This window comes from Pedobacter sp. Hv1, assembly GCF_001412215.1.
Taxonomy (GTDB): Bacteria; Bacteroidota; Bacteroidia; order Sphingobacteriales; family Sphingobacteriaceae; genus Pedobacter.
The window spans coordinates 160,970-185,728 of record NZ_LLWP01000001.1; the positions used below are offsets into that span (position 1 = coordinate 160,970).

The window sequence follows — 24,759 nt, forward strand, 5'->3', positions numbered from 1 at the left end:
ATAGATTGATAATGCGAATTAACGAAAAAAAATCTACAATAGTTTTGTTACAGTTAAATAATCTATACCTGCAACTGCAGCAATAGCCTGTTCTTTATCTGTAGCTCCTATCATTAGCATTTCTTCTTTATTTAAATGGTGTTGATCGATTACAAATTGTAAGCTTTTTATCGAAGGCTCGACTTCAAATTCTTCGGTAAAATATAATTTTAAATATTGTTCCAAACCATGCCATTCCATTTGTTTAATCTTATTGATTTGTTGCAATGGATCGCTATTAACCAACAAATAGATTTCTTTACGTTCTACTACAATTTCTTGTAAAAACGACAATACTTGCTGAAACAACAATAGTTTTAATGGTAATCTTGCATTTTGATGAAGGAGTGCAAAATTGACCTTATATTTTTCGGGGATATTAAATTTCACAGCCGTTTTTTCAAAAATAGCTTCCGCTCCATGAGCAGCAAATTCGTCTTGCATGAAAGCAATTACCGCTTTTGAATCTAACTGTTCCGAATAGGTCATAAATTCTGAAAACAAGTAATATACCTGCAACAAATAATCTTTTTCAGGATACAAAACATTATCCAAGCCTAAAACAAATGCTTTTTTATTTTCTATATATTGTTCGAATGCCACTGAAAGAGAATTAAATGGTAATTAGCGCTAAATTGAGTTGCCCATCATCTTCACTCACATAATAGGCACCATTTAAATGAGTTGCCTGGGCTAAAGCTATAAGCGTTTCATTTGGTTCTGTGGCAAAAATCAGGTTTCCATGATTAAAAACTGCCCAGTTCGTTGATTTTTTCGAATTAAGATACTGCATTAAATCTCCTTGATTGGGCAATAGCACCTCAATATTAAATTCTTTAAATAATATCGTTGCCTTAGCTAGTGCTTCTATCTCAAAATCATGAAGTGGTAAAATTGCGGCTACATTTTCATCCAAACAATTATTTAAGAGTGTATGGGCTAACGTATCTTCATTTTTAGCGCCAAGACTAACAAATCGATAAGCAGCAGAGGAGAATGAAGGCACCTCATCGTAATCTGCCAACACCATTTCATGTTCGGTAAATGCCTTTAACAGTTTTAAAGCTGTGGCCGATTTACCTCCTGTAATTAATATTTTCAATTTTCTAATTAAATTATAAAACCATCTTTCATGGTCACTATGCGGTCGCTAATTTTTGCCAAGTCTTCATTATGTGTTACAATCACAAAAGTTTGGTTAAAATTATCGCGTAAATTAATAAATAACTGATGCAAAGCACTGGCATTGGCCGAGTCCAGATTTCCAGAAGGTTCATCTGCCAATACAATAGCAGGATCATTGATCAAAGCCCTGGCTACAGCAATACGTTGTTGCTCGCCTCCCGATAACTGATTGGGCTTATGGTCTGCCCGTTCTCTCAAGCCCAAAAGATCTAATAATTCGTATGCTCTTTTCTCTGCATCCTTTTTGCTTTTTTTGGCAATATAAGCTGGAATGCATATATTTTCTAAAGCTGTAAACTCTGGCAACAAATGATGAAACTGAAAGATAAAACCAATATTCTGATTTCTGAAAACACTCAATAGCTCTCCAGAAAGTTTATTGATTACCGTTCCCTTTAATTCTACTGTTCCTTCATCTGGTTTATCCAAACTACCTAAAATGTGCAATAGTGTACTTTTACCAGCGCCAGATGCGCCAATAATGCTCACTATTTCTCCTTTTGCAACCTCAAAGTCTACCCCTTTTAAGATAGATAGTGTTCCATATGCTTTTTTAATTCCTGTAGCTTTTAGCATTTGGCAAAGTTACACAATTGTTTAATTGGTTAATTGCTCAATTGTGTAATTGTATTATTAGGCGAACGCACCTTTACCTTAAAAGCTGGAAGTAAAAGATCAGTTGACGGTTTTCAGTTGGCAGTTGCCAACAAAAAGGAACTCCTACTATCACAACTTAAGACAAATAACTAATAGGTATTAGGTCTTTCTACTTCCTACCAAGTACTTTATACTTTTAAAGTAAATACTTTCTACTAAAATGCAGCTTACTATTTGTATAAAGCATTTGAAATTGTAGATTTGAGCAAATTTTTGAGCAAATGAATATCCACGAATATCAAGGTAAACAAATTTTAAAGAGTTTTGGCGTTGCTGTACAAGAAGGCATTGTAGCTGAGACTGTTGATCAGGCTGTAGAAGCGGCTAAGAAAATGAAAACTGACTATAACTCTGACTGGGTTGTGATTAAAGCACAAATCCATGCAGGTGGTAGAGGTAAAGGTGGCGGTGTAAAGCTGGCTAAAAACTTAGATGAGGTTAAACAAAGAGCTACCGATATTTTAGGTATGCAATTGGTTACACCACAAACTGGTGCAGAAGGCAAAAAAGTACACAAAATTTTGGTTGCCCAGGATGTTTATTATCCAGGTGCATCTGAAACTAAAGAGTTTTATGTGAGTGTTTTATTAAACCGTGCAAACGGAACTAACATTATCATGTATAGTACTGAAGGCGGAATGGACATTGAAGAGGTTGCAGAACACGCCCCTCATTTAATTTTCAAAGAAGAAATTGATCCTAAAGTTGGTTTACAAGGTTTCCAAGCTCGTAAAATTGCTTTTAACCTAGGTTTATCTGGTGCAGCACATAAAGAAATGGTAAAGTTCATTACTGCACTTTATAAAGCTTATGATGCTACAGATTCTTCAATGTTTGAAATCAACCCGGTTTTAAAAACCAGTGATGATAAAATTATAGCTGTTGACGCAAAGGTTGATCTAGATGAGAACGCTTTGTTCCGTCACCCTGATTATGCAGCAATGCGTGATAAATTGGAAGAAGATCCAACTGATGTTGAAGCGAGCGAAAGCAACTTGAACTATGTTAAACTTGATGGTAACGTTGGCTGTATGGTTAATGGTGCTGGTTTAGCGATGGCTACAATGGATATCATTAAAATTGCTGGAGGCGAGCCTGCCAACTTCTTAGACGTTGGTGGAACTGCTAATGCAACTACCGTAAAAGCAGGTTTCAATATCATTTTAAAAGACCCTAATGTTAAAGCAATATTGATCAATATCTTTGGTGGTATTGTACGTTGCGATAGAGTTGCACAAGGTGTGATTGACGCTTATAAAGAAATTGGCGATGTACCAGTTCCTATTATTTGCCGTTTACAAGGTACAAATGCAGTTGAAGCAAAACAATTAATTGACGATTCTGGCTTAAAGGTTTACTCGGCAATTGCCTTGAAAGATGCAGCCGACCTAGTAACTAAAGTATTAGCATAAGAATAAAGTAGCTTAAAGCTATTCAATATAAAAAAGACCAGTCGAAAATTCGGCTGGTCTTTTTTTATAGTCGAGATTGAGGTTGTATTTGAAGTAAGTTAAAGTTCACTGCCATTTTAAAACCATTTAGTAAATGAAAAAGCTCTGGCCATCCAACCAGAGCTTTAATCAAACCAAATATAAATGTACTTTTTTGTATGAACAGGTCAAATATAATGAAATTTCATTTAAAAAATCATATTAATTTTATTTTTTATCTATTTTTTTATAAAAAATAGATAAAATAAATCACATTAATTAAAATATTACACATTTAAACACAATATAAATCAAATAAAACACATACAAATTGAAAATTAACAGAAATAATGACTAATAATTATAAATTTTTAACATTAAAAGATAAAAATACCATATTACTTGACAAAAAATCAAAATAAATAATTATTTATTAAAAAAAAACAAAAAATAACCCATAAAAAAAAGTTCATTCCATTCAGGTATATTTGTTAACCAAAATATTGAACAATACATATGAGCAGCTTTTCATTTCCAAAGTCCATCATTCCAGCAAACGACAATGAGCGTATACAAAAGCTGCATACCTACGATATTTTGGATACACCAACCGAACACACTTTCGATAAAATTGCCATTCTAGCTGCGCAAATATTCGACACCCCTATTGCCCAAGTAACTTTTGTAGATCGCGAACGCGTTTTCTTCAAAACCAATATCAGCCCATTGGCTGCCACCGAGATCGATAGAAAAGACAGCTTTTGCTCTGTAGCCATATTAAATGACGATATTACATTGATTGAGAATACGCTCGAAATACCTGAGCTCCTTAGTAATCCATTTGTAGCTATGGAAAATGGGGTGCGGTTTTACGCTGGCGCACCATTAAAAACAATTGAAGGCTTACAATTGGGTACACTTTGCGTTTTAGACATCCAACCAAGAGCAGTAAGCCCCAAACAACTAAAGATGCTAGAAACCTTATCGTCTATTGTAATGGACGAGCTTGAGCTACGTTTAGCTACCCGTAAAGCCCTACGCACACAAACAGATATGATGAACAGAATTGTTCACGATCTTAAAAATCCAAACACCACCATTTCTCTTTCGGCCGAACTGATCAAAAGAAAAGCTGATGATCCCAAAATTGTAGCCGACTTTGCTGATAGAATTAAAACATCGGCCAATAATGTACTCACAAGTCTAAACAACCTCTTAGATCTATCTCAAATAGAAAATGGCAGCTTTAGGTTAAATATAAATGAGGTCGATGTTTTTAACATCCTATCCAACACAAAAAAGAATTTTCAACTCATTGCCCAACAAAAGAGACAGCACATTAAAATTTCTTGCAATTGCACGCCTATCATTCTAGCAGATGCAACAAGATTGCAAGATGCTTTTGAAAATCTCTTAAGCAATGCTTTAAAATATGCAGAACCAGACACAGAAGTCCATATCAATGTAAGCCCAACAACAAACAAAGAGCTATTGATCGAATTTAAAGATCAAGGACAGGGTTTACTCCCAGAAGACATGGATCGATTATTTATCAAGTTTGCTAAACTAAGTGCTGTACCTACCGGAAAGGAACACTCTAATGGCATAGGCTTATCTATCGTTAAAATGCTTATCGAACTACACAATGGAAAAGTTTGGGCAGAAAGTGAAGGCAAAAACAAAGGTGCTTCGTTTTTTATCCTCCTCCCTATCGATTAATTAAGCCAATTTGAATGAAAGATAAAATATAGAACCTTCGTCTACATTACTTTCGAACCAGATTTTACCTCCTTGCAGATCGGTATATTCTTTGCACAACAATAAGCCTAAGCCAATTCCTCTTTCATTATGCGTACCAAAGGTTGAAGATGCTTTTAGCCTAAACAGCTTCTCTTGCTGTACGGGATCAATTCCACGGCCATTATCTTTAATCTTGATCTGGCAATGGTCATTGTCTACCAATGTGCTCACTGTAATTAAACCATCAGGTTGCGTAAATTTAATGGCATTACTTACCAAGTTACGCAATACCAATTGAAACATATTTTGATCGGCTATAATGGCAAAATCTTCATCACTCGAAATTACCAGCTCCACTCCTTTTCTAAGGGCGATATTCTTTTCTATACTTAAACCATTCAGCAACGCTTCTCTTACCGGCAAAACGACCAAATCTACATGCGCACCTTCCATTTGCGTTTTAGACCACGACAATAGATTGGTTAACATATCTGAAGTGTCTCTTGTAATTTGAAGGAGCTGTTGTTCAAGACTCATTCGTTCTTCTTGGTCAATATCGTGCTCGGTTAAAATCTCTAAATAACTTTGAATAGAACTTAAGGGCGATCTAATATCGTGGGTTACAATAGAAAACAATTTGTTTTTCTCTACATTCAACCTTTCAAGCTCACTGTTTTGCTCTATAATCCTTGTATTTTGCGCTTCAATTGCGATGTTCTTTTTCAGCACCAAAATTCTTTCATAATCATAGTTCTCCCTGATGTAACTGATGGCAAAATAGATCAATACCACCACAACCAAATAGGTAACACCAAAATCTATTGTTTTACTTAATGGATCGGCATAAGCATTAGGTATCAACTGAGGATCAAGATATTCTACAATTAAAATAGTCAATACCAAAACTACATTGATGGGAAGCCATATTTTAAAATGCGCTTTTGGAATTATCGCTACAATCATTAAAAACACCAAAGAGAATAGCAATAAATTTGGTCCGTATACTCCCGAATTGTAAAAGTAATTGATGGCAAAACAGACATTGCAAATGAGACAAAACAACTTGATACCAAACGAGGACCTTCTTTTGAAACGAGAAATATAATAAAGATAGGCTGAGAACAATACACCAAAAACACAAAGAAAGCCCGGCACAACCAACCCTATAAAAAAGTTAAATGGCACCTCGAAACACATGGTAATAAAAGCGATGATACAAACGGTATTAAAAATCCTCTCTTCTAAAGAAAATAAATTAGGATCGCCAATAAGTCTTTTACCGTTTAGCTTTTTTAAGAGGTCGAGCACAATTAAGAATGGGTTTTAGCAAAAACAAACTTAATCATATTCCTTGGGAAAGAAAAAACGATTTTATAAAAACTTAAGCCCAAACAAATGAGGTTTTTTAGGTTTAAATCCTTATTTTTGACGCCCTTATAAAGCTATTGAGCATGATACAGAGAGAAAAAATAAAAGACCTGCTGGATTCTACAGCATTTGATACAGAAGTTAGGGTAATGGGTTGGGTTCGCACCTTTCGCAATAACCAGTTTATCGCATTGAATGATGGATCTTGCATGGGCAATATCCAAATTGTAGTAGATTTTGCCAATACGCCAGAAGAACTTTTAAAACGCATTACTACTGGTGCTGCCATTGCCGTTGTAGGTACTTTGGTAGAGTCTTTGGGTAAAGGTCAGAAGGTAGATATTAAAGCGGCAACTATCGAAATTCTTGGCGACAGTAATGCCGAAGAATATCCTTTACAGCCTAAAAAGCACAGTTTAGAATTTTTAAGAGAAAAAGCGCATTTGCGTTTCCGTACCAATACTTTTAATGCCGTATTTAAAGTGCGCCATGCTTTGGCTTTTGCTATACATCAATTTTACAACGAGCGTGGTTTTGTGTACATGCACACTCCAGTAATTACTGCAAGTGATGCAGAGGGTGCAGGCGAAATGTTTAAAGTAACGACTTTAGATTTCGACAATACGCCACGTACAGAAGAAGGTAAAGTAGATTTTTCTGCCGACTTCTTTGGTCGCGCTACCAACTTAACCGTTTCTGGTCAGCTTGAAGGCGAATTAGCAGCAATGGCTTTTGGTCAAATCTATACTTTTGGACCAACTTTTAGGGCTGAAAATTCTAATACAACCCGCCACTTGGCTGAGTTTTGGATGATTGAGCCTGAAATTGCTTTTGCAGATTTAGAAAACAACATGCAATTGGCCGAAGACATGATGAAATATGTGATCAACTATGCTTTGGAGAACTGCAAAGATGAGATTGCATTTTTAAATGAACGTTTGTTGGAAGAAGAGAAATCTAAACCACAACAAGAAAGAAGTGAACTATCGTTAATTGAAAAATTAAACTTCTGTTTAGAAAACGAATTTCAGCGTTTAACTTATACCGAGGCTATCCAGATTTTAAAACATTCTAAGCCTAACCAGAAAAAACAATTCAAATATCTGATTGACGAGTGGGGAGCTGATTTACAGAGTGAGCACGAGCGTTACTTGGTAGAGAAACATTTTAAGAAACCAGTAATTTTAACAGATTACCCTAAAGACATCAAATCGTTTTACATGCGAATGAATGATGATGGTAAAACTGTTGCAGCAATGGATATTCTTTTCCCAGGAATTGGCGAAATGATTGGTGGCTCACAACGTGAAGAACGTATGGATAAATTAACCCAACGTATGGAAGAAATGAATATTCCGCAGGAAGAATTGTGGTGGTATTTAGATACCCGCCGTTTTGGTTCTGCACCGCATGCTGGTTTTGGTTTAGGTTTTGAGCGTTTGGTATTGTTCGTTACCGGTATGACCAATATTAGAGATGTGATTGCATTTCCAAGATTTCCGAAAAGCGCTGAATTTTAATTAAAAAATAAAAATTAAACCATAGGAGTAGTGAGACTAGTGATAAAGCTATTCACTACAAACAAAACTGTCAGTCTGAGCCTGTCGAAGACTACGAGAAACAATAACTAAAAATAAAAAATCGCTTGGTGTAATGCCAAGCGTTTTTTTATGTGTTATTTTTTTGCTCCTGTTGGCGTCCCCGCCAACAGTTATATGCTACATAATTACTTCAGTTCATTCACATCATCTAAAAGAAAGCAATACTCGAATTGTTTCATTCCCGTTTTAGGATAATAACCCACCGCTTTTGGGGCAGCCAATAAAATCAGCTTTGCTTGTGGGCTTGCCAATTTCGTTTGCCTGATCAACTCTTTACCTATGCCCAGTTTCTGATAATCTTCGTCAACCGCTAAATCTGATAGATAGGTGCAAAATGCGAAATCCGTTAATGAACGAGACACACCTACCAGTTTCCCCTCACTCCTGGCAGTTACAATAAGGTTACCATGCTCCAGCATTTTAGCGATTCTTTCTGGCTCGTCAACAGGTCTTCTTTCGCCCAAGGTAGACTTTACAAGTACATTTCTAAATTCTTCAGCACTTAAATCATTTTCTATTTGGTAATGGATCATGTGGTATGGATAGTTTGATATAATTATTGATGAGGGTTAGCGTGCTGATAATCGACCAATGAAACCTTATAATCTGTTGGCGAGAAACTGGCCGAAGTACTTAAGGTCATTCCCAATTCATGTTGCGAAGGATAAGGAGTTTGCAATAAGCTACCTTCTGGTATATAAGGAAAGGTTTCCATATAAGACTGCATGATGTTTTGACCTATCCTGCGGTTAATATAAGCCCTTGTTAATTGATAAGGATGGCGCAAACCAGCGGCACCCAACAATTCTACCGCACTTTGAACTGTTAAACGTTGAAAGTTAAACACCCTTACCGTTTTATCTTCTACCACAAGTCCTTTCATTAAACTTGCATCTTGTGTGGCTACACCCGTTGGACAGGTATTGCTGTTACATTCTAATGCCTGAATACAACCTAAGGCAAACATCATTCCTCTTGCAGAATTACATAGATCAGCCCCTAATGCAATATTTTTGACTAAATCAAATCCCGAAGATATTTTACCCGAGGCAATGATCTTGATGTGTTTCTTCAAATTAAAGCCGCTCAATACATCGTAAACAAAAGCTACCCCTTCTCTAAGTGGCATACCCACTGCATTTGAAAACTCTTGTGGTGCAGCTCCAGTACCGCCTTCGCCACCATCAACAGTAATAAAGTCTACATAGATTCCTGTTTCTATCATAGCCTTGCAAATGGCAAAAAACTCGCTTCGGCGACCAATACATAGCTTAAAACCAATAGGTTTACCACCAGACAGTTCCCTTAATTTTTTCACAAATGCCATCATTTCTAAAGGCGTAGAAAATGCCGCATGGGCAGGAGGAGAAATCACATCAAAACCTTCTTTTACCAAACGGATCCTAGCAATTTCGGGTGTTACCTTTTTAGCTGGCAAAATTCCTCCATGACCGGGTTTAGCTCCTTGAGAGAGTTTAATTTCAATCATCCGCACATTTGGCGTTTGCGAACGTTCTGCAAAAGCTTCGTAATTAAAGCTACCATCGTGGTGTCTACAGCCAAAATAACCTGTTCCTATTTGCCAAATCAAATCGCCTCCCGGCCCTGCATGATAATCGCTAATGCCACCTTCTCCAGTATTATGGGCAAAGTTGCCCATTTTGGCTCCACCATTTAAAGCTAAAATTGCATTCTGGCTTAACGAGCCAAAACTCATTGCAGAAATATTATAGATACTGGCAGAATAAGGCTGTTTACATTCTGGCCCTCCTACCATTACCCTTGGGCTTAAATCGAGCTCATGGTGGCTAATGGCCGCAATGCTATGGCTTAACCATTCGTAACCATTTTCGTACACATCTAACTGTGTACCAAAAGGAATGGTATCGTTATCTTTTTTGGCTCTTTGGTAAATCAATGAGCGATTTAATCTACTAAAAGGCTTGCCATTGGTATCGCTTTCTACAAAATATTGATAAACCTTAGGTCTCAGCTCTTCCATAAAATATCTCAATCTCCCAAATACGGGGTAATTTCTTACAATACTATGTTTGGGTTGGTACAGATCGTAAACACCTAACAAAACAAACGGACCAGTAAATAAAAAAGTCCACCATAGAAATGGTTGATACAAGCCCAACATTACAGTTAGGGCAATTAAAAATGCAGCAATGGCAATAAACGCTTTTCTCATATTTTACAAATGTTTAGCAAAGTGTACTTATATTATTGAGACGATAATTTATTTAATTAAATGAGCTTTATAAAGGACTGGATGTCCATTCTAGTTCCATTTATATCCACTCAAATTTAAACATACCGTTATACCAGAACAAGTTTTCGTATCTATTAAATGTAATTATAATCTAATGATATTAAACAAGTGCAGGCTTATTTTTGTTATTTTTGAGTATGCTAATTAAGATCTATCCAGAAAACCCAAACCCTAAAGCTATTGAACAAGTTGTAGAGGTATTGAAAAAAGGTGGTTTAATCATTTACCCTACCGATACTGTTTATGGATTGGGCTGCGACATTACCAATCAAAAAGCAATTGAGAAAATTTGTCGCATTCGTGGCATTAAGCCAGAAAAAGCCAATTTTTCTTTTATCTGCTCTGACCTAAGACACATTTCTGATTTTATCAAGCCTATTGACACTACTGTTTTTAGAATTTTAAAGAAGGCTTTACCAGGCCCATTTACCTTTATCTTTAATGCAAACAATAACGTACCAAAGTTATTGAGCTCTAATAAAAAAACCGTTGGTATTCGTGTACCCGATAATGTAATTGCTCGAAGTATTGTTGAAGCTTTGGGTAATCCGATCATTTCTACCTCAATCAAAGATGAAGACGAACTGGTAGAATATTCTACTGATCCTGAATTGATCTACGAGAAATATCAAGAACTGGTTGATGTAGTAGTTGATGGTGGTTATGGCGATAACGAGGCTTCAACAGTTATTGATTGTACCTCTGGCGACTTTGAAGTTATTCGTGAGGGTAAAGGAAATTTAGAAGATTTTTTATAGCCTCTATCCTGTCAAAATACCTCATTTTATATTTTCTTTAAAGGATTGAAAAGAAGTTAAACCTATAAAAATTGGCTACCACCACATATTTCCCTATTTTTAGGGCATGGCGAACAAAATAAACCTCACTGTTTTTAAAAAGTTCTTCCAATCTGGAAAAATTGGTGGCCTACTGCTGCTCATTTGCGTGGTGATATCTTTACTCATTGCCAATTCTGGAAGCGCAACTGGTTTTTCTCATTTTTTAGCTCAAGAACTAGGTTTTAACGTGGGTACGGTAGCCGTTAAATACAGTATTTCGGCTTGGATAAATGACGGCTTAATGGCTGTCTTTTTCTTGTTGGTAGGCTTAGAGATTAAACGGGAGTTGTTAGAGGGCGAGCTATCTAGTGTAAAAAAAGCTTCTTTACCTGTTTTAGCTGCATTTGGAGGGATGATTGTTCCTTCTTTGATCTTTTTCTTTTTTAACAAAGGTGAAGATACTGCTTCTGGCTGGGGTATTCCAATGGCTACAGATATTGCTTTTGCTTTGGCCATTATTGCCATGTTAGGCAAAAGCGTACCAGCTTCTTTAAAAATATTTTTGGCTGCTCTTGCCATTGCCGATGATCTAGGAGCTATTTTAGTTATTGCGATATTTTACACTGACCAGATCCATTGGAGTTACCTGTTAATGGCTGGTGGGATATTTGTCTTGCTATTGGCATTGAACTATTTTAAGGCAAAGTCTTTATGGTTCTATCTAATCCCAGGTATTTTTCTATGGTATTTTGTACACCACTCGGGCATTCATGCTACCATTGCTGGGGTTTTATTGGCATTCACTATCCCTACCAATACCAGTGTTGTCGAATCGCCATTAGAAAAATTAGAGCATGCTTTAACTTTCCCCGTAAATTACCTCATCATGCCTATTTTTGCCTTGGCCAATACCAATATTACCTTTCAACGAGAAATGGTTGATGGGTTAACTTCGCCACTTGCTTTGGGTATTATATTAGGTCTATTTTTGGGTAAAACTTTAGGTGTTACCCTTTTTTCTTGGTTTGCCGTAAAAATAAAATTGGCCAAATTGCCTTCGGGGGCCAACTGGAAACACATTATTGGGGTTGGTATGTTGGCAGGAATTGGATTTACCATGTCGATATTTATCGCCTTGCTCTCTTTTAGCAATGCAGACTATATTCTTGAAGCCAAATTTGCTATTCTTTGTGCCTCTGTGATTTCTGGATTAATCGGCTTTGTTTATTTAAAAAGTATTGGCCAAAAGAAATTAGGCCAGGAACAAGCTTAGGTTTAATTTTGTAATCTTACTACAGGAACGGTTTCTAAACATATAGGAACATAGCACATAAAACCCCGTAAGGTTATCTTGGGATTATTTAATATTTCGAGTACCTATCGTAATTAATCCCTAAATGCTTTCATAAATGTTTTTACATTTTCTTCCAGGTCACCTTGGGCTAAACATTTTACAAAAGCACTTCCAATAATGGCTCCACTGGCATATTCATTGGCCGAATCAAAAGTCTGCTTATCTGAAATTCCAAAACCAATCATTAATGGATTGTTCAATTTCATGCTTTGGATACGGCTAAAATAAGCTCTTGCATTGGCAGAAACATCTAAATTTTTCCCTGTAGTGGCTGCAGATGACAACAAATAGATAAAGGCATTGCTCAGGCTATCTATCTTGCGAATCCGTTCTTCAGAAGTTTGCGGAGTAACCAAAAAGATATTACTAATTCCATTCGCTTCAAATACAGGTTGGTATAACTCTTCATATTCGTACATCGGTAGATCTGGAATGATACAGCCATCTATACCCACTTCCTTGCAGGCTTTACAAAAGTTTTCAACGCCAAATTGCAGTACTGGATTTACATAACCCATTAATAAAATCGGAATTTTTACCATATGGCGGAGTTCTTTTAAATGCTCAAAAAGCAAATGCAAAGTCATGCCGTTATCTAATGCCTGTTTACTGCTGGCTTGGATAATTGGTCCATCTGCAACAGGATCTGAATAAGGGAAGCCTATTTCCAAGAAATCTGCACCTGCTTTTTCTAAAGCTTGAGCAATTTGCATGGTATTATTTAGGTTTGGATAACCTGCGGTATAATAGATAGAAAGAATGTCTTTCTTTTTATTTTGGAAGAGTTGTTGTAATCGGTTCATATTAATAAGGTAAAATGGAAGAAGTTAAAATGGAAAATGGTTTGATAAGCTCGCTAACACGCAACTCATAACCCACCACCCACAACTACAATCCAAAGTGTTTCATATAAGTTTCCATGTCTTTATCTCCCCTGCCCGATAAACACACCACTACATTTTCGTCTCCATTAAATTTCATATATTCTAAATAAGCTAGGGCGTGGGCGCTTTCTATAGCAGGAATAATACCTTCTAATTGGGTTAGCAATAAGCCAGCATTTAGCGATTCGTCATCTGTGATGGAAACATATTGTCCACGACCAGTTTTAAACAAGTGCGCATGTTGTGGGCCAATGCCAGGGTAATCTAAACCTGCCGAAACCGAATGTGGTTCTACCACCTGTCCGTCTGGTGTTTGCATTAAAATACTTCTGCTGCCATGCAAAACCCCTTCTTTACCCAATAAGGTAGTGGCGGCCGAAAAACCCGAGTTTACACCTTTTCCTGCTGCTTCAACAGCAATCAGTTTTACATTTTCATCGTTAATGAAGTGATAAAACATGCCCATGGCATTACTGCCTCCACCTACACAAGCCAACACATAATCTGGTTCTGATTTACCAGTTTGTGCTATTAACTGTTTTTTGGTTTCTTCCGAAATAATCGACTGAAATATCGCTACCATATCTGGATAAGGATGTGGGCCAACCACTGATCCGATAATGTAATGGGTATCTACCGGATTGTTGATCCAATCTCTCATGGCTTCATTGGTGGCATCTTTTAAAGTTTTACTACCCGATGTAGCCGGAACAACTTTAGCACCTAGCATTTTCATTCGAGCTACATTTGGTGCCTGACGTTTGATATCTACCTCGCCCATGTACACCACACACTCTAAACCACGCAAAGCACATACAGTAGCTGTGGCCACACCATGCTGTCCTGCTCCTGTTTCGGCAATGATCCGTTTTTTCCCTAATCGCTCTGCCAATAAAATCTGTCCAATGGTGTTGTTAATTTTATGCGCTCCTGTATGGTTTAAATCTTCTCGTTTGAGAAAGATATTTGCCCCATATTTTTGGGATAAACGCTTGGCCAGGTACAAAGGCGACGGACGACCAACATAATCTTTAAGTAAAGCCTTAAATTCTTGTTGAAAGCTTTCATCGTGTATAATAGCAAGATATTGCTGTCTTAACTCTTCTACATTTGGGTATAACATTTCGGGGATGTAAGCTCCTCCAAAATCTCCGTAATAACCTCTTTCATTTACAAAATATTCCATAGTTTATATTGTTTCACCATTTGATTAAGATATCTCCAAATCAGTATGGTTGGTGTGCTAATTCAATGCTGCGATTAATTCTTTTAGTTTTTCTACATCTTTTAGTCCAGGTTCTAGCTCAAATCTGCTATTGACATCTATAGCGTAGAGTCTAGGATCATTGATGCTTTTAATAGCTGTAGTATGTACCAAATCTATTCCTCCACTCAAAAAATAAGGTTTATCATAAGGGTATCTTGCTAGCAGCGTCCAGTCGAAGATCTTACCAGAACCACCATGTGCTGGGGTTTGGGTATCGAACAAAAAGGCATCTACTACAGCTAAATAAGGTGCCAATTGTTTAAAATCAAAGTCCTGTCCTATACCAAAAGCTTTGATCACTTCTACTCCCATTGCTTTAATGGCTACACAAAAGTCAACACTTTCTTGACCATGCAGTTGCACCGCTTTTAAGTTATATTTAAGGACATATGCCTTAACTGTCTCTAATTCTTCATCTACAAAAACACCAGTAGTTTTAATTGAAGGTGGCACATACTTAATCAATTCTGCTGAAATTTCGCTGATGAAACGTGGCGATTTCGGATAGAAAATAAAGCCTAAATAGTCAGGTGCTAAAGCCGCTACTGCTGCAATATTAGAGGCATGTTTCATTCCACAGATTTTCAGTTTCATTTTTCTTTTATTGTTTTAACATTAAGAAATTAAGCTTGATGTTATATCTATTTTTACCATCTTAGACACCTAAGTTAATCTAAGCAATTATCCCATTATCTTTCTTAATGCCTTAATGTTTACTCTTCTTTTTTAACATTAAGAAGTTAAGTTGCGCGGTGTGTCAGTTTTTACCATCTTAGACACCTAAGTTAAACTAAGCAATTACCAATTCTTAATGCCTTAATGTTTATACTTTCTTTAGCTTAAGCACTAATTAGTTTGGTAAAACTTGTCAATGCTTTTTTACTCATTAATGATTCTTCTGCCTCATAAAAACAATCTGCAAAAGAAACGTCTTGTTTAATGGTCTGAATGGCCAAAGCGGCATTGCAAAGCACCACATTGGTTTGCGCATCTGTACCTGCCCCACTTAAAATATTGGTAAAAATCTCTGCAGAAGATTCTACCGTATCGCCCCCTTGGATTTCTTTTTCTGCAATTTCTTCAAAGCCCAAATCAGCAATGCGATGTAGTGCTTCTCCTTTTTTGCTAAAGGTTTTAAAATCGCAGGTCAACGAAACTTCATCAAAACCATCAACCGCATGGATAATGGTATAGTTTTTATCTGTCTGCTGATATAAATACGCATATAAACGGGCCAATTCTAAACTAAAAACACCTACAATTTGATTTTTAGGTTGTGCTGGGTTCACCATTGGCCCTAACATGTTAAAGAAGGTTTTAACACCCAATTCTTTACGGATAGGCGCTACAGTTTTCATGGCAGGATTAAACAAAGGCGCATGTAAAAAACAGATACCGGCTTGATCTAAACTTCGTTTCAACTTATTTTCATCATTGGTAAAGGTATACCCCAAGTATTCCATCACATTGGATGAGCCGCAACCAGAAGAAACCCCATAATTACCATGTTTGGCAACTTTATGCCCAGCGCCTGCCACTACAAAAGAAGCCAGAGTAGAAATGTTAAAAGTATCCTTACCATCGCCTCCGGTACCACAAAGATCTACCAGTTCAAAGTCTGTAAAATCAACCTTTAAACAAAGTTCAAGCATCGAATCTCTAAAACCTTGCAGTTCTTCTACCGTAATGTTTCGCATGCCATAAGCTGTAATAAAAGCAGCAATCTGTGAGCTGTTAAATTCGCCCAAAGAGATTGAAGTGAGAATTTTCTGTGCTTCTTCTCTGCTAAAGGTCTTATTTTCAAAAAGGTGGTTTAGTATTTTCTTCATGGCTTTAAAACAAAAAAGGGCTGCTTTATCAAGCAACCCTCTAAAATATTTTTATAAAAAAATAAACGTATACAAAAGGATTACATCACGCTATTGCGTTATGCCACCACCAGTTTTTATTTACGTTTACTTGTATCATTCTGCAACAAATATGGAATACTTTTTTATTATTTGCAAAATGTTTCTCAAAAATAATTTTGGATTATGGCATTTATCAAACGAAAAGGGCATCATGGCGACGATTTAGGCTTTGGTAATCGCCCAATGGGCAAAGATCAAAGGATGATGAATGCTGATGGCACATCGAATATCAAACGAATTGGATTACCCTTTTTTCGTTCTGCAGACACCTATAATTGGTTAATTTCTATGTCGTGGACAAAGTTTATGTCTATCATTGTGATTGCCTACCTTATTGTAAACATCCTATTTGCCACCATTTATGTAGGTGTGGGCATTGAAAATTTAAAGGGAGCCGAAGGAGAAACTTTTCGTGACCAATTTTTTAGCGCATTTTTCTTTTCTGCACAAACCATTTCTACGGTTGGCTATGGACATATCAGCCCGAGTGGTTTTATAACCAGCTGCATCGCTGCATTCGAGTCTATGCTGGGTCTTTTGGCTTTTGCTCTGGCTACAGGATTATTGTATGGACGTTTTTCTAGACCAAATGCCAAGGTTTTTTACAGTAAAAACATGGTCGTAGCTCCATATAAAGACGCTACTGCTTTAATGTTTAGGTTAGCCAACGGGCGAAACAACCAATTGATTGAAATCTCTATACAGGTAGTACTGACCATTAACGAATTGGTAGATGGCTTAAAAAAGCGAACATTTATGCCTTTAAATTTAGAAAGAAGTAAAATTGGCTTATTAAGTTTAAGCTGGACAGTGGTACATCCTATTGATGAGGATAGTCCATTATTTGGAATAACCAGCGAAGAACTCATTAATGGAGAAGCCGAGGTTATTGTCTTATTACAGGCATTTGACGACACTTTTTCGCAAACTGTACACAGCAGAGCTTCTTATCTGGATGAAAACATTATCTACAATGCCAAATTTGTTCCCGCTTTTTTCCATGATGAAGAGGGTGCTACCATTTTAGATCTGTCGAAATTAAGTGCTATAGAAGCAATTTGATCGTATAGATTAGCATTTCTACATTTGTGCTACCTATCCTCATCTATGAAAAAACAGTTACCCAAATTCCTTTTACTTTTTGTCCTGCTTTGCACTGTGCTTTCTTGTAAAAAAGATCATAACAACGAAGAATTCACCTATTATCGTATTAGAATTAACCATTATAAACAGGCCATCAACAGTAGATTTATCTATGTAGTTCAAGAAAAAACAGCCATTGGTGGCGATACTTGGGAAAATAAGGACCTGTATATTGATGATTTCACTTATGAACCCGGTTATGTTTACGACATTGAAGTAATGAATTTATACCAACGTGATGCTGCGTTGAGTAGTGGTTTAAAGGTGAGAAAAATTATAAAAAGCAAGGTGCCAGAGCAGACTAGCTTTGAAGTAAATCTAAGGTTAAACGGGGCAAATCTATTTACTGGAAATACAGGTATTGGCGATTATATCATCTTAAATAAAATCAAATTTGATTGTGGTAACTTATGTACGGAGTTTGCGCAATTGATAGCCTCTACAAATCGGAACATTATTGGCGAATTTGTAAGAAATACGGATGGAAGTTACCTATTAAAAGGCCTAAAGGTTAAGTAACTCTTATAATATACTCATTATTAAAAAATTAGTTGTTTCAAATATACTATTCAATTATATTTGAGTAAGGTAACCGAAATTCTATTTTTATGAACACTAGCATTTTCAATTGGCTTAAAAGTATAGCCATCTTATTTTGTATTTCTATTATTGTACTCTCTTGTAAAAAGGATACGGAAGATACGGTAAAAATGAGAGTGAATATTTTTAAGCAAACCAATTATTCATTCAACAAAGGATTTCATCTTTCTGTACAGGTAGAAGAAACCATAGGCACAGATACTTGGTATGCACTATCTCAAGAAATTACAGGTTTTAACTACGAACCGGGTTATTTATATGATCTTTTATTAGAAAAAGTACCGCTTTCTCAGGCTGCAGACGGACCGGCATATGGTTATAAACTCAAGAAAATTAAAAGTAAAAGAAGAGCAAACAGTAATGATACATTTACTACAGTACTAAAATTTGGTTATCCTTATAGTGCTATTCCATATAGCTTTGTTAATGGAGATCTAAATACTGGATTTATGTTGGCAAATCAAGTAAAAATTGATTGTGGTAATCTTTGTAGTGAGCTTGAATCGGCATTAAAAAATTATGAGCATGTTATAGGCAAGTTTACACTTAATGCCAATGGTTCGATCAAATTAGTTGCTTTAGAAACTAGGTAATCTTAATTGGTTTGTTTTAAAAACTCTATAATACTTTTATAAAGTCTATTCCCTCCAAAAATCATTTGACTGATCATACCTACATGTTTTTTACCCTTAATGATTTCCAATTTTACTGGAACATTTTGAGCTTGTAAGGTTTGATAGATTCGTTCTGATTGGATTTGTATGGCCTGATAAGTCTTGCTTCCATAAAAAATCAAATGTGGGTTGCTTATGTTCTTAACGTAATATAATGGTGAGCCCAATTGCCAGTTTTTTTGTTCTGTACTAAAAGTTCTCAAAAAATCGGTATAGTTGTCGTCTTTTTCTGCTTTGGTGAGGTATTCGTCCATATCTAACCCAAAAGCATCGTCTAATATCACACCCTTTACTGGGTTTTCCATCTTTAACGATTGAAAATATTGTGGATCTGCATTGATCAGTTCGCATAAATGCCCCCCTGCCGAATGCCCCATTAAAAAGACCCGCTTCGGATTACCACCATAACTTGTAATATTGGCTACGACCCATTTCACAGCCATTGCACTTGCCATTGCCATTTCTTTGTAACTGGCATTAGGGGCCAACGGATAATTAATTACTGCGGTAACGATGTTTTTCTTGGCTAAATTTCTGCCCAACCACCAATAAGTTTCTTTTTTACCACTGCTCCAAGAACCACCATGGATAAAAACAATTACATCTTGGTTTTGCTGATCGCCTTTTTTATGGTAAATATTTAAGGTATTGTTGATTTCGGTATTCCCCGCATAATTGATATTTTTCTCTACCCTAACCTGAGCCGAGCCAGAGAAAATCTGTCCTAAAAAAGCAAAAATCATAAAGATAGTTTTGAAACGCATACGAGTTGTGGGTTTTGAGTATCAAGTACGAAGACCAAAGTACAAAGACTGATGATTAAACTCTTTTTTATTTCTATTCACCATTTCCTATTCCCTCTTTTCTATTCACTACTAACTACTTAATCAAAGGATTTTTCTCTTTAGCAAACAGTTCAAACACTTTTTTGTCTGTAAATGCAGGAAACAATTTATTCATCCAAACGGCCAATTTACCTTGCCCTGTCATAACCAAAGTGCGTTTTCTTTTCAAAATACCATCGCTAATGCGAACCGCTACTTCCTCTGCACTCATCATTTTCCCTTCTTCCATACTGGTTTCTCCATGGGCGGCTCCATCTTTCGCTAAAGCCGCAACACGGATATTTGAGGTGGTAAAACCAGGACAAGCCACCATTACATGTACACCAGTTTTAAGCAACTCGGTACGTAATGATTCCATAAAACCATTCATCGCAAACTTAGAAGAAGAATATCCTGTTCTACCAGGTAAACCTCTGTAACCTGCAATAGAAGATACGCCAATTATACTGCCTTTGGTTTTTAAAATTGCTGGCAAAGCATATTTGGTACAATAAACCGTACCCCAAAAGTTAACATCCATCAGGTTTCTGATCACTGCCAAGTCTAGGTCATTAAATAAAGCACGCATAGAGAGACCAGCGTTATTGATTAATACGTCTATTTGCCCAAAAGTAACCAGCGTTTGTTTGATCAGTTGTTCACAATCTTCTTCTTTGCTTACATCGGCCTGCACTGCAAGGGCTTTAACCTGATATTTGGCTTCCAGTTCTGCCGTAATTTCGCAAAGCGTTACGTACTGACGGGCACCTAAAACCAAGTTCGCTCCTCTTTTAGCTAATTCTTCGGCCAATGCTTTACCAATGCCTGAAGAGGCTCCTGTAATAACAACTACTTTATTTTGAAAGTCCATTTATGTTTTATTTATAATAAAAATAAGCCTTACACTCTTTTACCTTGTCTGTATTTATGATATCTACACCCAATTCATGTAATTGTTTCCAACAAGCTACTGTATCTGGTGCACCCCAAAACCTAATTGGTTTTTTAAGCTGGTGGGCTTGTTCTATTGTCTTTTTCAGCTTCGCTTGATCAGCTACTGGAATTTCTCCAACACCTGTCCATTTACTGTAGTTTTTAAAATTATCACTGATCATGGTTATTCTGCTCAAATCTGCTTTGACATAGTTAACATTTGGCAATCCATCAAAAAATAGCCATTGCGGATAAGTATGAAAAGTAGATTCGTTTGGTCTATTGCCGCTAATTACAATTTGGATACCATCTTTATTGGTTGCTTTGTTAAATAGGTCACCATATTTTTCGATCTCTTTTCGCAATACAGGATACACCAAATCCCAATTCTCCTTTACATCTATCATCAGTTGCAAACCGTAATTGGTTTTAACACCTCTTTTTACGTCTTCTTTAGTCCATGAAGCTAAAGGTGCCAAATACATAGAATCCAAAGTTCTAGATAGGTTTTTATCTTTTTTACTGTGGGCAACAATCAGCGAATCGCCTATCAGAAAAACATCCACTTCAATTTCATCAATTTGATAGGCATAAGCTTCCAATAAAGGTTTGGCTTGGTTATAATCGTTATGCGAATGAATTTTAACTTGAGCAAAGCTCGAAACAGTTATCGATAAGAATAAAACAAGGCCTATTAGTTTCTTCATTTTATCTAATGAATGAGCCCTCGTATGGAACCCTGGTAAGGATAGAGCGGCCTAGGGTAATTTCGTCTGCATATTCCAGTTCGCCCCCAAAGGCAATACCTCTGGCAATAGCGGTAATAGGGATCTGAAATTCTTTTAAGCGCTTGTGCAGGTAAAAAAGTGTCGTATCTCCTTCCATATTTGCACTCAACGCCAAAATAATTTCTTTTACGGGTGTGGTAGCTACCCGTTGTACCAAGCTATCAATAAACAAATCTGAAGGGCCGATACCATCCATTGGAGAAATTAAACCACCCAATACATGGTAAACCCCAAAATATTGATTGGTGTTTTCTATGGCCATTACATCACGAGTATCTTCTACCACACAAATGGTTTCTTTATCGCGTTTTGCGGCTGTACAAATGCTACAGGTAGAATGATCGGAAATATTATGGCAAATATTACAGTGTTTAATTTCTGCTTTTAACCTGATCAGGGTATGCCCAAAATGAGAAACTTCTTCTTGCTCTTTGTTTAATAGATGCAAAACCAAACGTAGCGCAGTTTTTTGCCCAACGCCTGGTAATTTTGCAAATTCGTTTACTGCATCTTCAAGCAGTTGAGAAGAAAAATTCATTTGACAAATTTAATAAAAAAAGCACAAGAGCATATAAGTTATAAGTTGAAAGTGATAAGTTCTAAGTAATAAGTTACAGGTTGTGAGTTCCAGGTTAAAAGTTTAGACGCCCTAGCTCACAACATGTAACTCACAACTCGCAACCCACTTCCAAAAAACCAACTAGTGGTACAGTTATTCTTTACGTTTAGGGATCCTAGCCCACAACATGTAACTCACAACTCGCAACCCACTATCTTTAGGCATGCAAACCTGCAACATATAACTCGCAACCTGCAACCCACCCCCACTCCTTTTCAAAAAAAATCGAACGGGGCAATTGATTTAAAATTGGAAATCCTTACATTTAGAAGCTAAATATAAATTATGAGCCCAACCATACTACTTTCGTTTTTAATCGGATACTTTCTGCTGCTGATCATCATCGCATTTGCAACCTCTAAAAAATCATCTGACAACTCTACCTTCTTTTTGGCCAATAGAAATTCTAAATGGTATTTGGTAGCCTTTGGTATGATCGGAACCGCCCTTTCTGGTGTTACCTTTATCTCGGTTCCCGGAGAAGTTGGTGCCCCCGCTGGTAATCAGTTTCAGTATTTTCAGTTTGTGATTGGTAATGCCATCGGTTTTATCATTATTGCCACTGTATTGCTTCCATTGTATTATCGGATGCAGCTGACCTCTATTTATAGTTATATTGAAAAAAGACTTGGTTATTATAGTTATAAAACTGCAGCTTCTATCTTTTTAATTAGCCGTACCATTGGTTCTGCTTTTAGATTGTATCTAGTAGTAATTGTTTTACAGCGTTTTATTTTCGACTCGTATGGCGTTCCTTTTTGGGTAACCGTATTGATCTCTTTAGGCTTAATATGGTCTTATACCTTTAAGGGTGGTTTAAAAACCATCATTATTACCGATACCTTGCAAACGTTCTTCTTGGTATTGTCTGTGTTTTTAACCATCTATTTTATTTGTAATAGCCTTGATTTAAGTATTCCTCAAGCATTTGAAACCATTAAAAACAGTGGTTACTCTAAAGTATTTTTCTACGAAGATTTTCTAACCAATGGCTTCCACGTAAGTAAAGCTTTATTGGGTGGTATTTTTGTAACCATTGCCATGACAGGTTTAGATCAGGATTTGATGCAAAAAAACCTGAGTATGAAAACCATTGGCGAAGCACAAAAAAATATGTTCACTTTTACCGGAGTATTTGTCATATTGAATATCTTCTTTTTAAGTGTAGGTGCTTTATTGTATGTTTTTGCTACTAAAAATGGTATCGAAATTCCACTAGACCATGTTACTGGCAAACCACGTACAGATTTTCTATTCCCAGAAATTGCCCTCAACCATTTATCAACCATCCCCGCAATTGTGTTTATGCTTGGTTTAACCGCCGCCACTTTTGCTACTACAGATAGTGCCCTAACTGCTTTAACTACTTCTTTTTGTGTCGACTTTTTAGGCATGGATAAAAAAGAAAACCTAAACAAGGAAAATGCCGTTAAAAAAAGACACATGGTACATGTTGGCTTCTCGTTATTGATGTTTTTTGTAATTGTGCTATTTAATGCTGTAAATGACGAATCGGTAGTAAAAGGCATATTTAAAGTAGCATCGTATACTTATGGGCCACTTTTGGGGTTATATAGTTTTGGTTTATTTGTAAAAAATCGTGGCCTGCACGATAAACTGGTACCAATTGTTTGTTTACTCTCTCCGGCAGTTTGTTATTTCTTAAATATGTATTCTACAACCTTATTGGGAGGATACGTATTTAGTGTAGAACTGATTTTGGTAAATGGATTGATTACCTTTGTAGGCTTATTACTGATCAGCAAAAAGACAGATCAACAAACTAAGTTTTAAATAATATTATTGTACATGACAAGTGAAGAAAAGATAAGAAGCGCTTTTGCGAATAAAGATTGGCAAGAAATTAAAGTTACCGATAGCTGGCAGATTTTTAAAATCATGGCAGAATTTGTTGATGGTTTTGAGAAACTTGCTAAAATTGGACCCTGTGTAAGTATTTTTGGTTCTGCACGTACTGCAGAAACTAATCCATATTATGAAATTGCAGTAGAATGTGGCCGTTTGTTAACCGAACGTGGCTATGGTGTAATTACAGGTGGTGGCCCAGGTATTATGGAAGCTGGTAACAAGGGAGCACACATGAATGGTGGTAAATCTGTAGGTTTAAACATCGACCTCCCTTTTGAGCAGTTCCACAACAAATATATCGACCACAACAAATTGTTAGAGTTTGATTATTTCTTTATCAGAAAGGTAATGTTTATGAAATACTCTCAAGGTTTTGTGGTATTACCTGGCGGGATGGGCACAATGGACGAATTATTTGAAGCCATTACCTTGATCCAAACTGGTAAAATTGCCCGTTTCCCAATTGTTTTGGTGGGTAAATCTTACTGGGGTGGCTTGGTAGATTGGATCAAATCGACCATGTTAGAAAAAGAGCACAATATCCATGCAGAAGATCTTAATCTATTTAGATTGGTAGATACGGCAGAAGATGCTGCAGAACACATTTTTAGGTTCTACGACAAGTATGTATTGAAACCAAACTTCTAATCTAAGTTTAGAGAACTTAAAATATCAAAATAGCTAGCCATAGGTTAGCTATTTTTTTTCATTAACATTTCAAGCAAATGTTCAAAAAAGAGCTTTTGTTGATTTAAAATGACATTAGCACTGTAACGAAGTGGTTATTGCTTAGTCTATATTTTAATAAATAAGCACAGCC

Annotated in this window: 24 protein-coding genes; 10 read left to right on the top strand and 14 right to left on the bottom strand. The window is 36.5% G+C overall.

Annotated features, from left to right (window positions below; all coding sequences use genetic code 11):
* Nucleotides 1–33: 33 nt before the first annotated feature.
* Genes AQF98_RS00825 through AQF98_RS00835 form a run of 3 tightly spaced genes read right to left on the bottom strand, consistent with a single transcriptional unit; the run spans nt 34 to nt 1,800 of the window.
* Nucleotides 34–642: an HAD hydrolase-like protein gene (locus AQF98_RS00825; RefSeq protein WP_055130019.1), complete on the bottom strand. Its 609-nt coding sequence runs from the start codon at nt 640–642 to the stop codon at nt 34–36.
* 10 nt (nt 643–652) lie between these two features.
* The gene (locus AQF98_RS00830) at nt 653–1,141 is read right to left on the bottom strand and encodes a hypothetical protein (protein WP_055130020.1); all 489 of its coding nucleotides are present in this window, start codon (nt 1,139–1,141) and stop codon (nt 653–655) included.
* Nucleotides 1,142–1,149: 8 nt separating this feature from the next.
* Nucleotides 1,150–1,800 carry an ABC transporter ATP-binding protein gene (locus tag AQF98_RS00835; protein WP_055130021.1) on the bottom strand — a complete coding sequence of 217 codons (651 nt, stop codon included), beginning with the start codon at nt 1,798–1,800 and terminating at the stop codon, nt 1,150–1,152.
* A 302-nt stretch (nt 1,801–2,102) separates the two neighbouring features.
* On the opposite strand from AQF98_RS00835, the gene sucC reads away from it, so the two are divergent.
* Both sucC and AQF98_RS00845 read left to right on the top strand, forming a co-directional pair.
* Nucleotides 2,103–3,293: an ADP-forming succinate--CoA ligase subunit beta gene (gene sucC / locus AQF98_RS00840; RefSeq protein WP_055130022.1), complete on the top strand. Its 1,191-nt coding sequence runs from the start codon at nt 2,103–2,105 to the stop codon at nt 3,291–3,293.
* 534 nt (nt 3,294–3,827) lie between these two features.
* Nucleotides 3,828–5,030, top strand: coding sequence for a GAF domain-containing sensor histidine kinase (locus AQF98_RS00845; protein WP_055130023.1), 1,203 nt, complete (start codon nt 3,828–3,830; stop codon nt 5,028–5,030).
* Here the strand turns inward: AQF98_RS00845 and AQF98_RS00850 are convergent, their stop codons facing one another.
* Nucleotides 5,031–6,359 (bottom strand): sensor histidine kinase KdpD, encoded by a 1,329-nt coding sequence (locus AQF98_RS00850; RefSeq protein WP_082434862.1) that lies wholly within the window; start codon nt 6,357–6,359, stop codon nt 5,031–5,033.
* Nucleotides 6,360–6,502: 143 nt separating this feature from the next.
* Between AQF98_RS00850 and asnS the strand changes: the two genes are divergently transcribed.
* The gene (gene asnS / locus AQF98_RS00855) at nt 6,503–7,939 is read left to right on the top strand and encodes an asparagine--tRNA ligase (RefSeq protein WP_055130025.1); all 1,437 of its coding nucleotides are present in this window, start codon (nt 6,503–6,505) and stop codon (nt 7,937–7,939) included.
* A gap of 206 nt (nt 7,940–8,145) precedes the next feature.
* On the opposite strand, the gene AQF98_RS00860 is transcribed toward asnS, so the two are convergent.
* Together AQF98_RS00860 and AQF98_RS00865 are read right to left on the bottom strand one after the other, a co-directional pair.
* Complete coding sequence (locus AQF98_RS00860; RefSeq protein WP_055130026.1) at nt 8,146–8,553, bottom strand: GNAT family N-acetyltransferase; 408 nt, start codon at nt 8,551–8,553, stop codon at nt 8,146–8,148.
* A 23-nt stretch (nt 8,554–8,576) separates the two neighbouring features.
* A complete protein-coding gene (locus tag AQF98_RS00865; RefSeq protein ID WP_055130027.1) occupies nt 8,577–10,214 on the bottom strand; it encodes an FMN-binding glutamate synthase family protein in 1,638 nt (545 codons plus the stop codon).
* 218 nt (nt 10,215–10,432) lie between these two features.
* Between AQF98_RS00865 and AQF98_RS00870 the strand changes: the two genes are divergently transcribed.
* On the top strand, nt 10,433–11,053 hold the full coding sequence (locus tag AQF98_RS00870) for an L-threonylcarbamoyladenylate synthase (protein ID WP_055130028.1): 621 nt from the start codon (nt 10,433–10,435) through the stop codon (nt 11,051–11,053).
* Between the two features lie 106 nt (nt 11,054–11,159).
* The gene (gene nhaA, locus AQF98_RS00875) at nt 11,160–12,347 is read left to right on the top strand and encodes a Na+/H+ antiporter NhaA (RefSeq protein WP_055130029.1); all 1,188 of its coding nucleotides are present in this window, start codon (nt 11,160–11,162) and stop codon (nt 12,345–12,347) included.
* Nucleotides 12,348–12,460: 113 nt separating this feature from the next.
* Here nhaA and trpA read toward each other — a convergent pair whose 3' ends face one another.
* The 4 genes from trpA to trpD form a co-directional block, all read right to left on the bottom strand.
* The gene (gene trpA / locus AQF98_RS00880) at nt 12,461–13,231 is read right to left on the bottom strand and encodes a tryptophan synthase subunit alpha (protein ID WP_055130030.1); all 771 of its coding nucleotides are present in this window, start codon (nt 13,229–13,231) and stop codon (nt 12,461–12,463) included.
* 85 nt (nt 13,232–13,316) lie between these two features.
* A complete protein-coding gene (gene trpB, locus AQF98_RS00885) occupies nt 13,317–14,498 on the bottom strand; it encodes a tryptophan synthase subunit beta (protein WP_055130031.1) in 1,182 nt (393 codons plus the stop codon).
* 57 nt (nt 14,499–14,555) lie between these two features.
* A complete protein-coding gene (locus AQF98_RS00890) occupies nt 14,556–15,173 on the bottom strand; it encodes a phosphoribosylanthranilate isomerase (RefSeq protein WP_055130032.1) in 618 nt (205 codons plus the stop codon).
* A 245-nt stretch (nt 15,174–15,418) separates the two neighbouring features.
* Complete coding sequence (gene trpD / locus AQF98_RS00895) at nt 15,419–16,408, bottom strand: anthranilate phosphoribosyltransferase (RefSeq protein WP_055130681.1); 990 nt, start codon at nt 16,406–16,408, stop codon at nt 15,419–15,421.
* Nucleotides 16,409–16,612: 204 nt separating this feature from the next.
* On the opposite strand from trpD, the gene AQF98_RS00900 reads away from it, so the two are divergent.
* The 3 genes from AQF98_RS00900 to AQF98_RS00910 all read left to right on the top strand — a co-directional run bounded on the left by AQF98_RS00900 (nt 16,613) and on the right by AQF98_RS00910 (nt 18,825).
* Nucleotides 16,613–17,551 carry an ion channel gene (locus AQF98_RS00900; RefSeq protein ID WP_055130033.1) on the top strand — a complete coding sequence of 313 codons (939 nt, stop codon included), beginning with the start codon at nt 16,613–16,615 and terminating at the stop codon, nt 17,549–17,551.
* Between the two features lie 45 nt (nt 17,552–17,596).
* The gene (locus AQF98_RS00905; RefSeq protein ID WP_055130034.1) at nt 17,597–18,151 is read left to right on the top strand and encodes a hypothetical protein; all 555 of its coding nucleotides are present in this window, start codon (nt 17,597–17,599) and stop codon (nt 18,149–18,151) included.
* An 89-nt stretch (nt 18,152–18,240) separates the two neighbouring features.
* Nucleotides 18,241–18,825: a DUF4377 domain-containing protein gene (locus tag AQF98_RS00910; RefSeq protein WP_055130035.1), complete on the top strand. Its 585-nt coding sequence runs from the start codon at nt 18,241–18,243 to the stop codon at nt 18,823–18,825.
* Between the two features lie 2 nt (nt 18,826–18,827).
* On the opposite strand, the gene AQF98_RS00915 is transcribed toward AQF98_RS00910, so the two are convergent.
* The 4 genes from AQF98_RS00915 to recR all read right to left on the bottom strand — a co-directional run bounded on the left by AQF98_RS00915 (nt 18,828) and on the right by recR (nt 21,989).
* Nucleotides 18,828–19,670 carry an alpha/beta hydrolase gene (locus AQF98_RS00915; protein ID WP_055130036.1) on the bottom strand — a complete coding sequence of 281 codons (843 nt, stop codon included), beginning with the start codon at nt 19,668–19,670 and terminating at the stop codon, nt 18,828–18,830.
* A 115-nt stretch (nt 19,671–19,785) separates the two neighbouring features.
* Nucleotides 19,786–20,601 carry an SDR family oxidoreductase gene (locus AQF98_RS00920; protein WP_055130037.1) on the bottom strand — a complete coding sequence of 272 codons (816 nt, stop codon included), beginning with the start codon at nt 20,599–20,601 and terminating at the stop codon, nt 19,786–19,788.
* A gap of 7 nt (nt 20,602–20,608) precedes the next feature.
* On the bottom strand, nt 20,609–21,370 hold the full coding sequence (locus tag AQF98_RS00925) for a phosphatidylinositol-specific phospholipase C/glycerophosphodiester phosphodiesterase family protein (protein ID WP_055130038.1): 762 nt from the start codon (nt 21,368–21,370) through the stop codon (nt 20,609–20,611).
* A gap of 1 nt (nt 21,371) precedes the next feature.
* Nucleotides 21,372–21,989, bottom strand: a complete 618-nt coding sequence (gene recR, locus AQF98_RS00930) for a recombination mediator RecR (protein ID WP_055130039.1) — start codon at nt 21,987–21,989, stop codon at nt 21,372–21,374.
* Between the two features lie 366 nt (nt 21,990–22,355).
* Between recR and AQF98_RS00935 the strand changes: the two genes are divergently transcribed.
* Entirely contained in the window at nt 22,356–23,864 is a 1,509-nt protein-coding gene (locus AQF98_RS00935; protein ID WP_055130040.1) for a sodium:solute symporter, read from the top strand.
* 15 nt (nt 23,865–23,879) lie between these two features.
* Complete coding sequence (locus AQF98_RS00940) at nt 23,880–24,587, top strand: TIGR00730 family Rossman fold protein (protein ID WP_055130041.1); 708 nt, start codon at nt 23,880–23,882, stop codon at nt 24,585–24,587.
* Nucleotides 24,588–24,759: the final 172 nt, after the last annotated feature.

What these genes read in the sequence shown, in the direction of transcription:
- AQF98_RS00835 (WP_055130021.1), bottom strand. Translation starts at nt 1,800, where the DNA reads ATGCTAAAAGCTACAGGAATTAAAAAAGCATATGGAACACTATCTATC.
- sucC (WP_055130022.1), top strand. Translation starts at nt 2,103, where the DNA reads ATGAATATCCACGAATATCAAGGTAAACAAATTTTAAAGAGTTTTGGC.
- AQF98_RS00845 (WP_055130023.1), top strand. Translation starts at nt 3,828, where the DNA reads ATGAGCAGCTTTTCATTTCCAAAGTCCATCATTCCAGCAAACGACAAT.
- asnS (WP_055130025.1), top strand. Translation starts at nt 6,503, where the DNA reads ATGATACAGAGAGAAAAAATAAAAGACCTGCTGGATTCTACAGCATTT.
- AQF98_RS00860 (WP_055130026.1), bottom strand. Translation starts at nt 8,553, where the DNA reads ATGATCCATTACCAAATAGAAAATGATTTAAGTGCTGAAGAATTTAGA.
- AQF98_RS00865 (WP_055130027.1), bottom strand. Translation starts at nt 10,214, where the DNA reads ATGAGAAAAGCGTTTATTGCCATTGCTGCATTTTTAATTGCCCTAACT.
- AQF98_RS00870 (WP_055130028.1), top strand. Translation starts at nt 10,433, where the DNA reads ATGCTAATTAAGATCTATCCAGAAAACCCAAACCCTAAAGCTATTGAA.
- nhaA (WP_055130029.1), top strand. Translation starts at nt 11,160, where the DNA reads ATGGCGAACAAAATAAACCTCACTGTTTTTAAAAAGTTCTTCCAATCT.
- trpA (WP_055130030.1), bottom strand. Translation starts at nt 13,231, where the DNA reads ATGAACCGATTACAACAACTCTTCCAAAATAAAAAGAAAGACATTCTT.
- trpB (WP_055130031.1), bottom strand. Translation starts at nt 14,498, where the DNA reads ATGGAATATTTTGTAAATGAAAGAGGTTATTACGGAGATTTTGGAGGA.
- AQF98_RS00890 (WP_055130032.1), bottom strand. Translation starts at nt 15,173, where the DNA reads ATGAAACTGAAAATCTGTGGAATGAAACATGCCTCTAATATTGCAGCA.
- trpD (WP_055130681.1), bottom strand. Translation starts at nt 16,408, where the DNA reads ATGAAGAAAATACTAAACCACCTTTTTGAAAATAAGACCTTTAGCAGA.
- AQF98_RS00900 (WP_055130033.1), top strand. Translation starts at nt 16,613, where the DNA reads ATGGCATTTATCAAACGAAAAGGGCATCATGGCGACGATTTAGGCTTT.
- AQF98_RS00905 (WP_055130034.1), top strand. Translation starts at nt 17,597, where the DNA reads ATGAAAAAACAGTTACCCAAATTCCTTTTACTTTTTGTCCTGCTTTGC.
- AQF98_RS00910 (WP_055130035.1), top strand. Translation starts at nt 18,241, where the DNA reads ATGAACACTAGCATTTTCAATTGGCTTAAAAGTATAGCCATCTTATTT.
- AQF98_RS00915 (WP_055130036.1), bottom strand. Translation starts at nt 19,670, where the DNA reads ATGCGTTTCAAAACTATCTTTATGATTTTTGCTTTTTTAGGACAGATT.
- AQF98_RS00920 (WP_055130037.1), bottom strand. Translation starts at nt 20,601, where the DNA reads ATGGACTTTCAAAATAAAGTAGTTGTTATTACAGGAGCCTCTTCAGGC.
- AQF98_RS00925 (WP_055130038.1), bottom strand. Translation starts at nt 21,370, where the DNA reads ATGAAGAAACTAATAGGCCTTGTTTTATTCTTATCGATAACTGTTTCG.
- recR (WP_055130039.1), bottom strand. Translation starts at nt 21,989, where the DNA reads ATGAATTTTTCTTCTCAACTGCTTGAAGATGCAGTAAACGAATTTGCA.
- AQF98_RS00935 (WP_055130040.1), top strand. Translation starts at nt 22,356, where the DNA reads ATGAGCCCAACCATACTACTTTCGTTTTTAATCGGATACTTTCTGCTG.
- AQF98_RS00940 (WP_055130041.1), top strand. Translation starts at nt 23,880, where the DNA reads ATGACAAGTGAAGAAAAGATAAGAAGCGCTTTTGCGAATAAAGATTGG.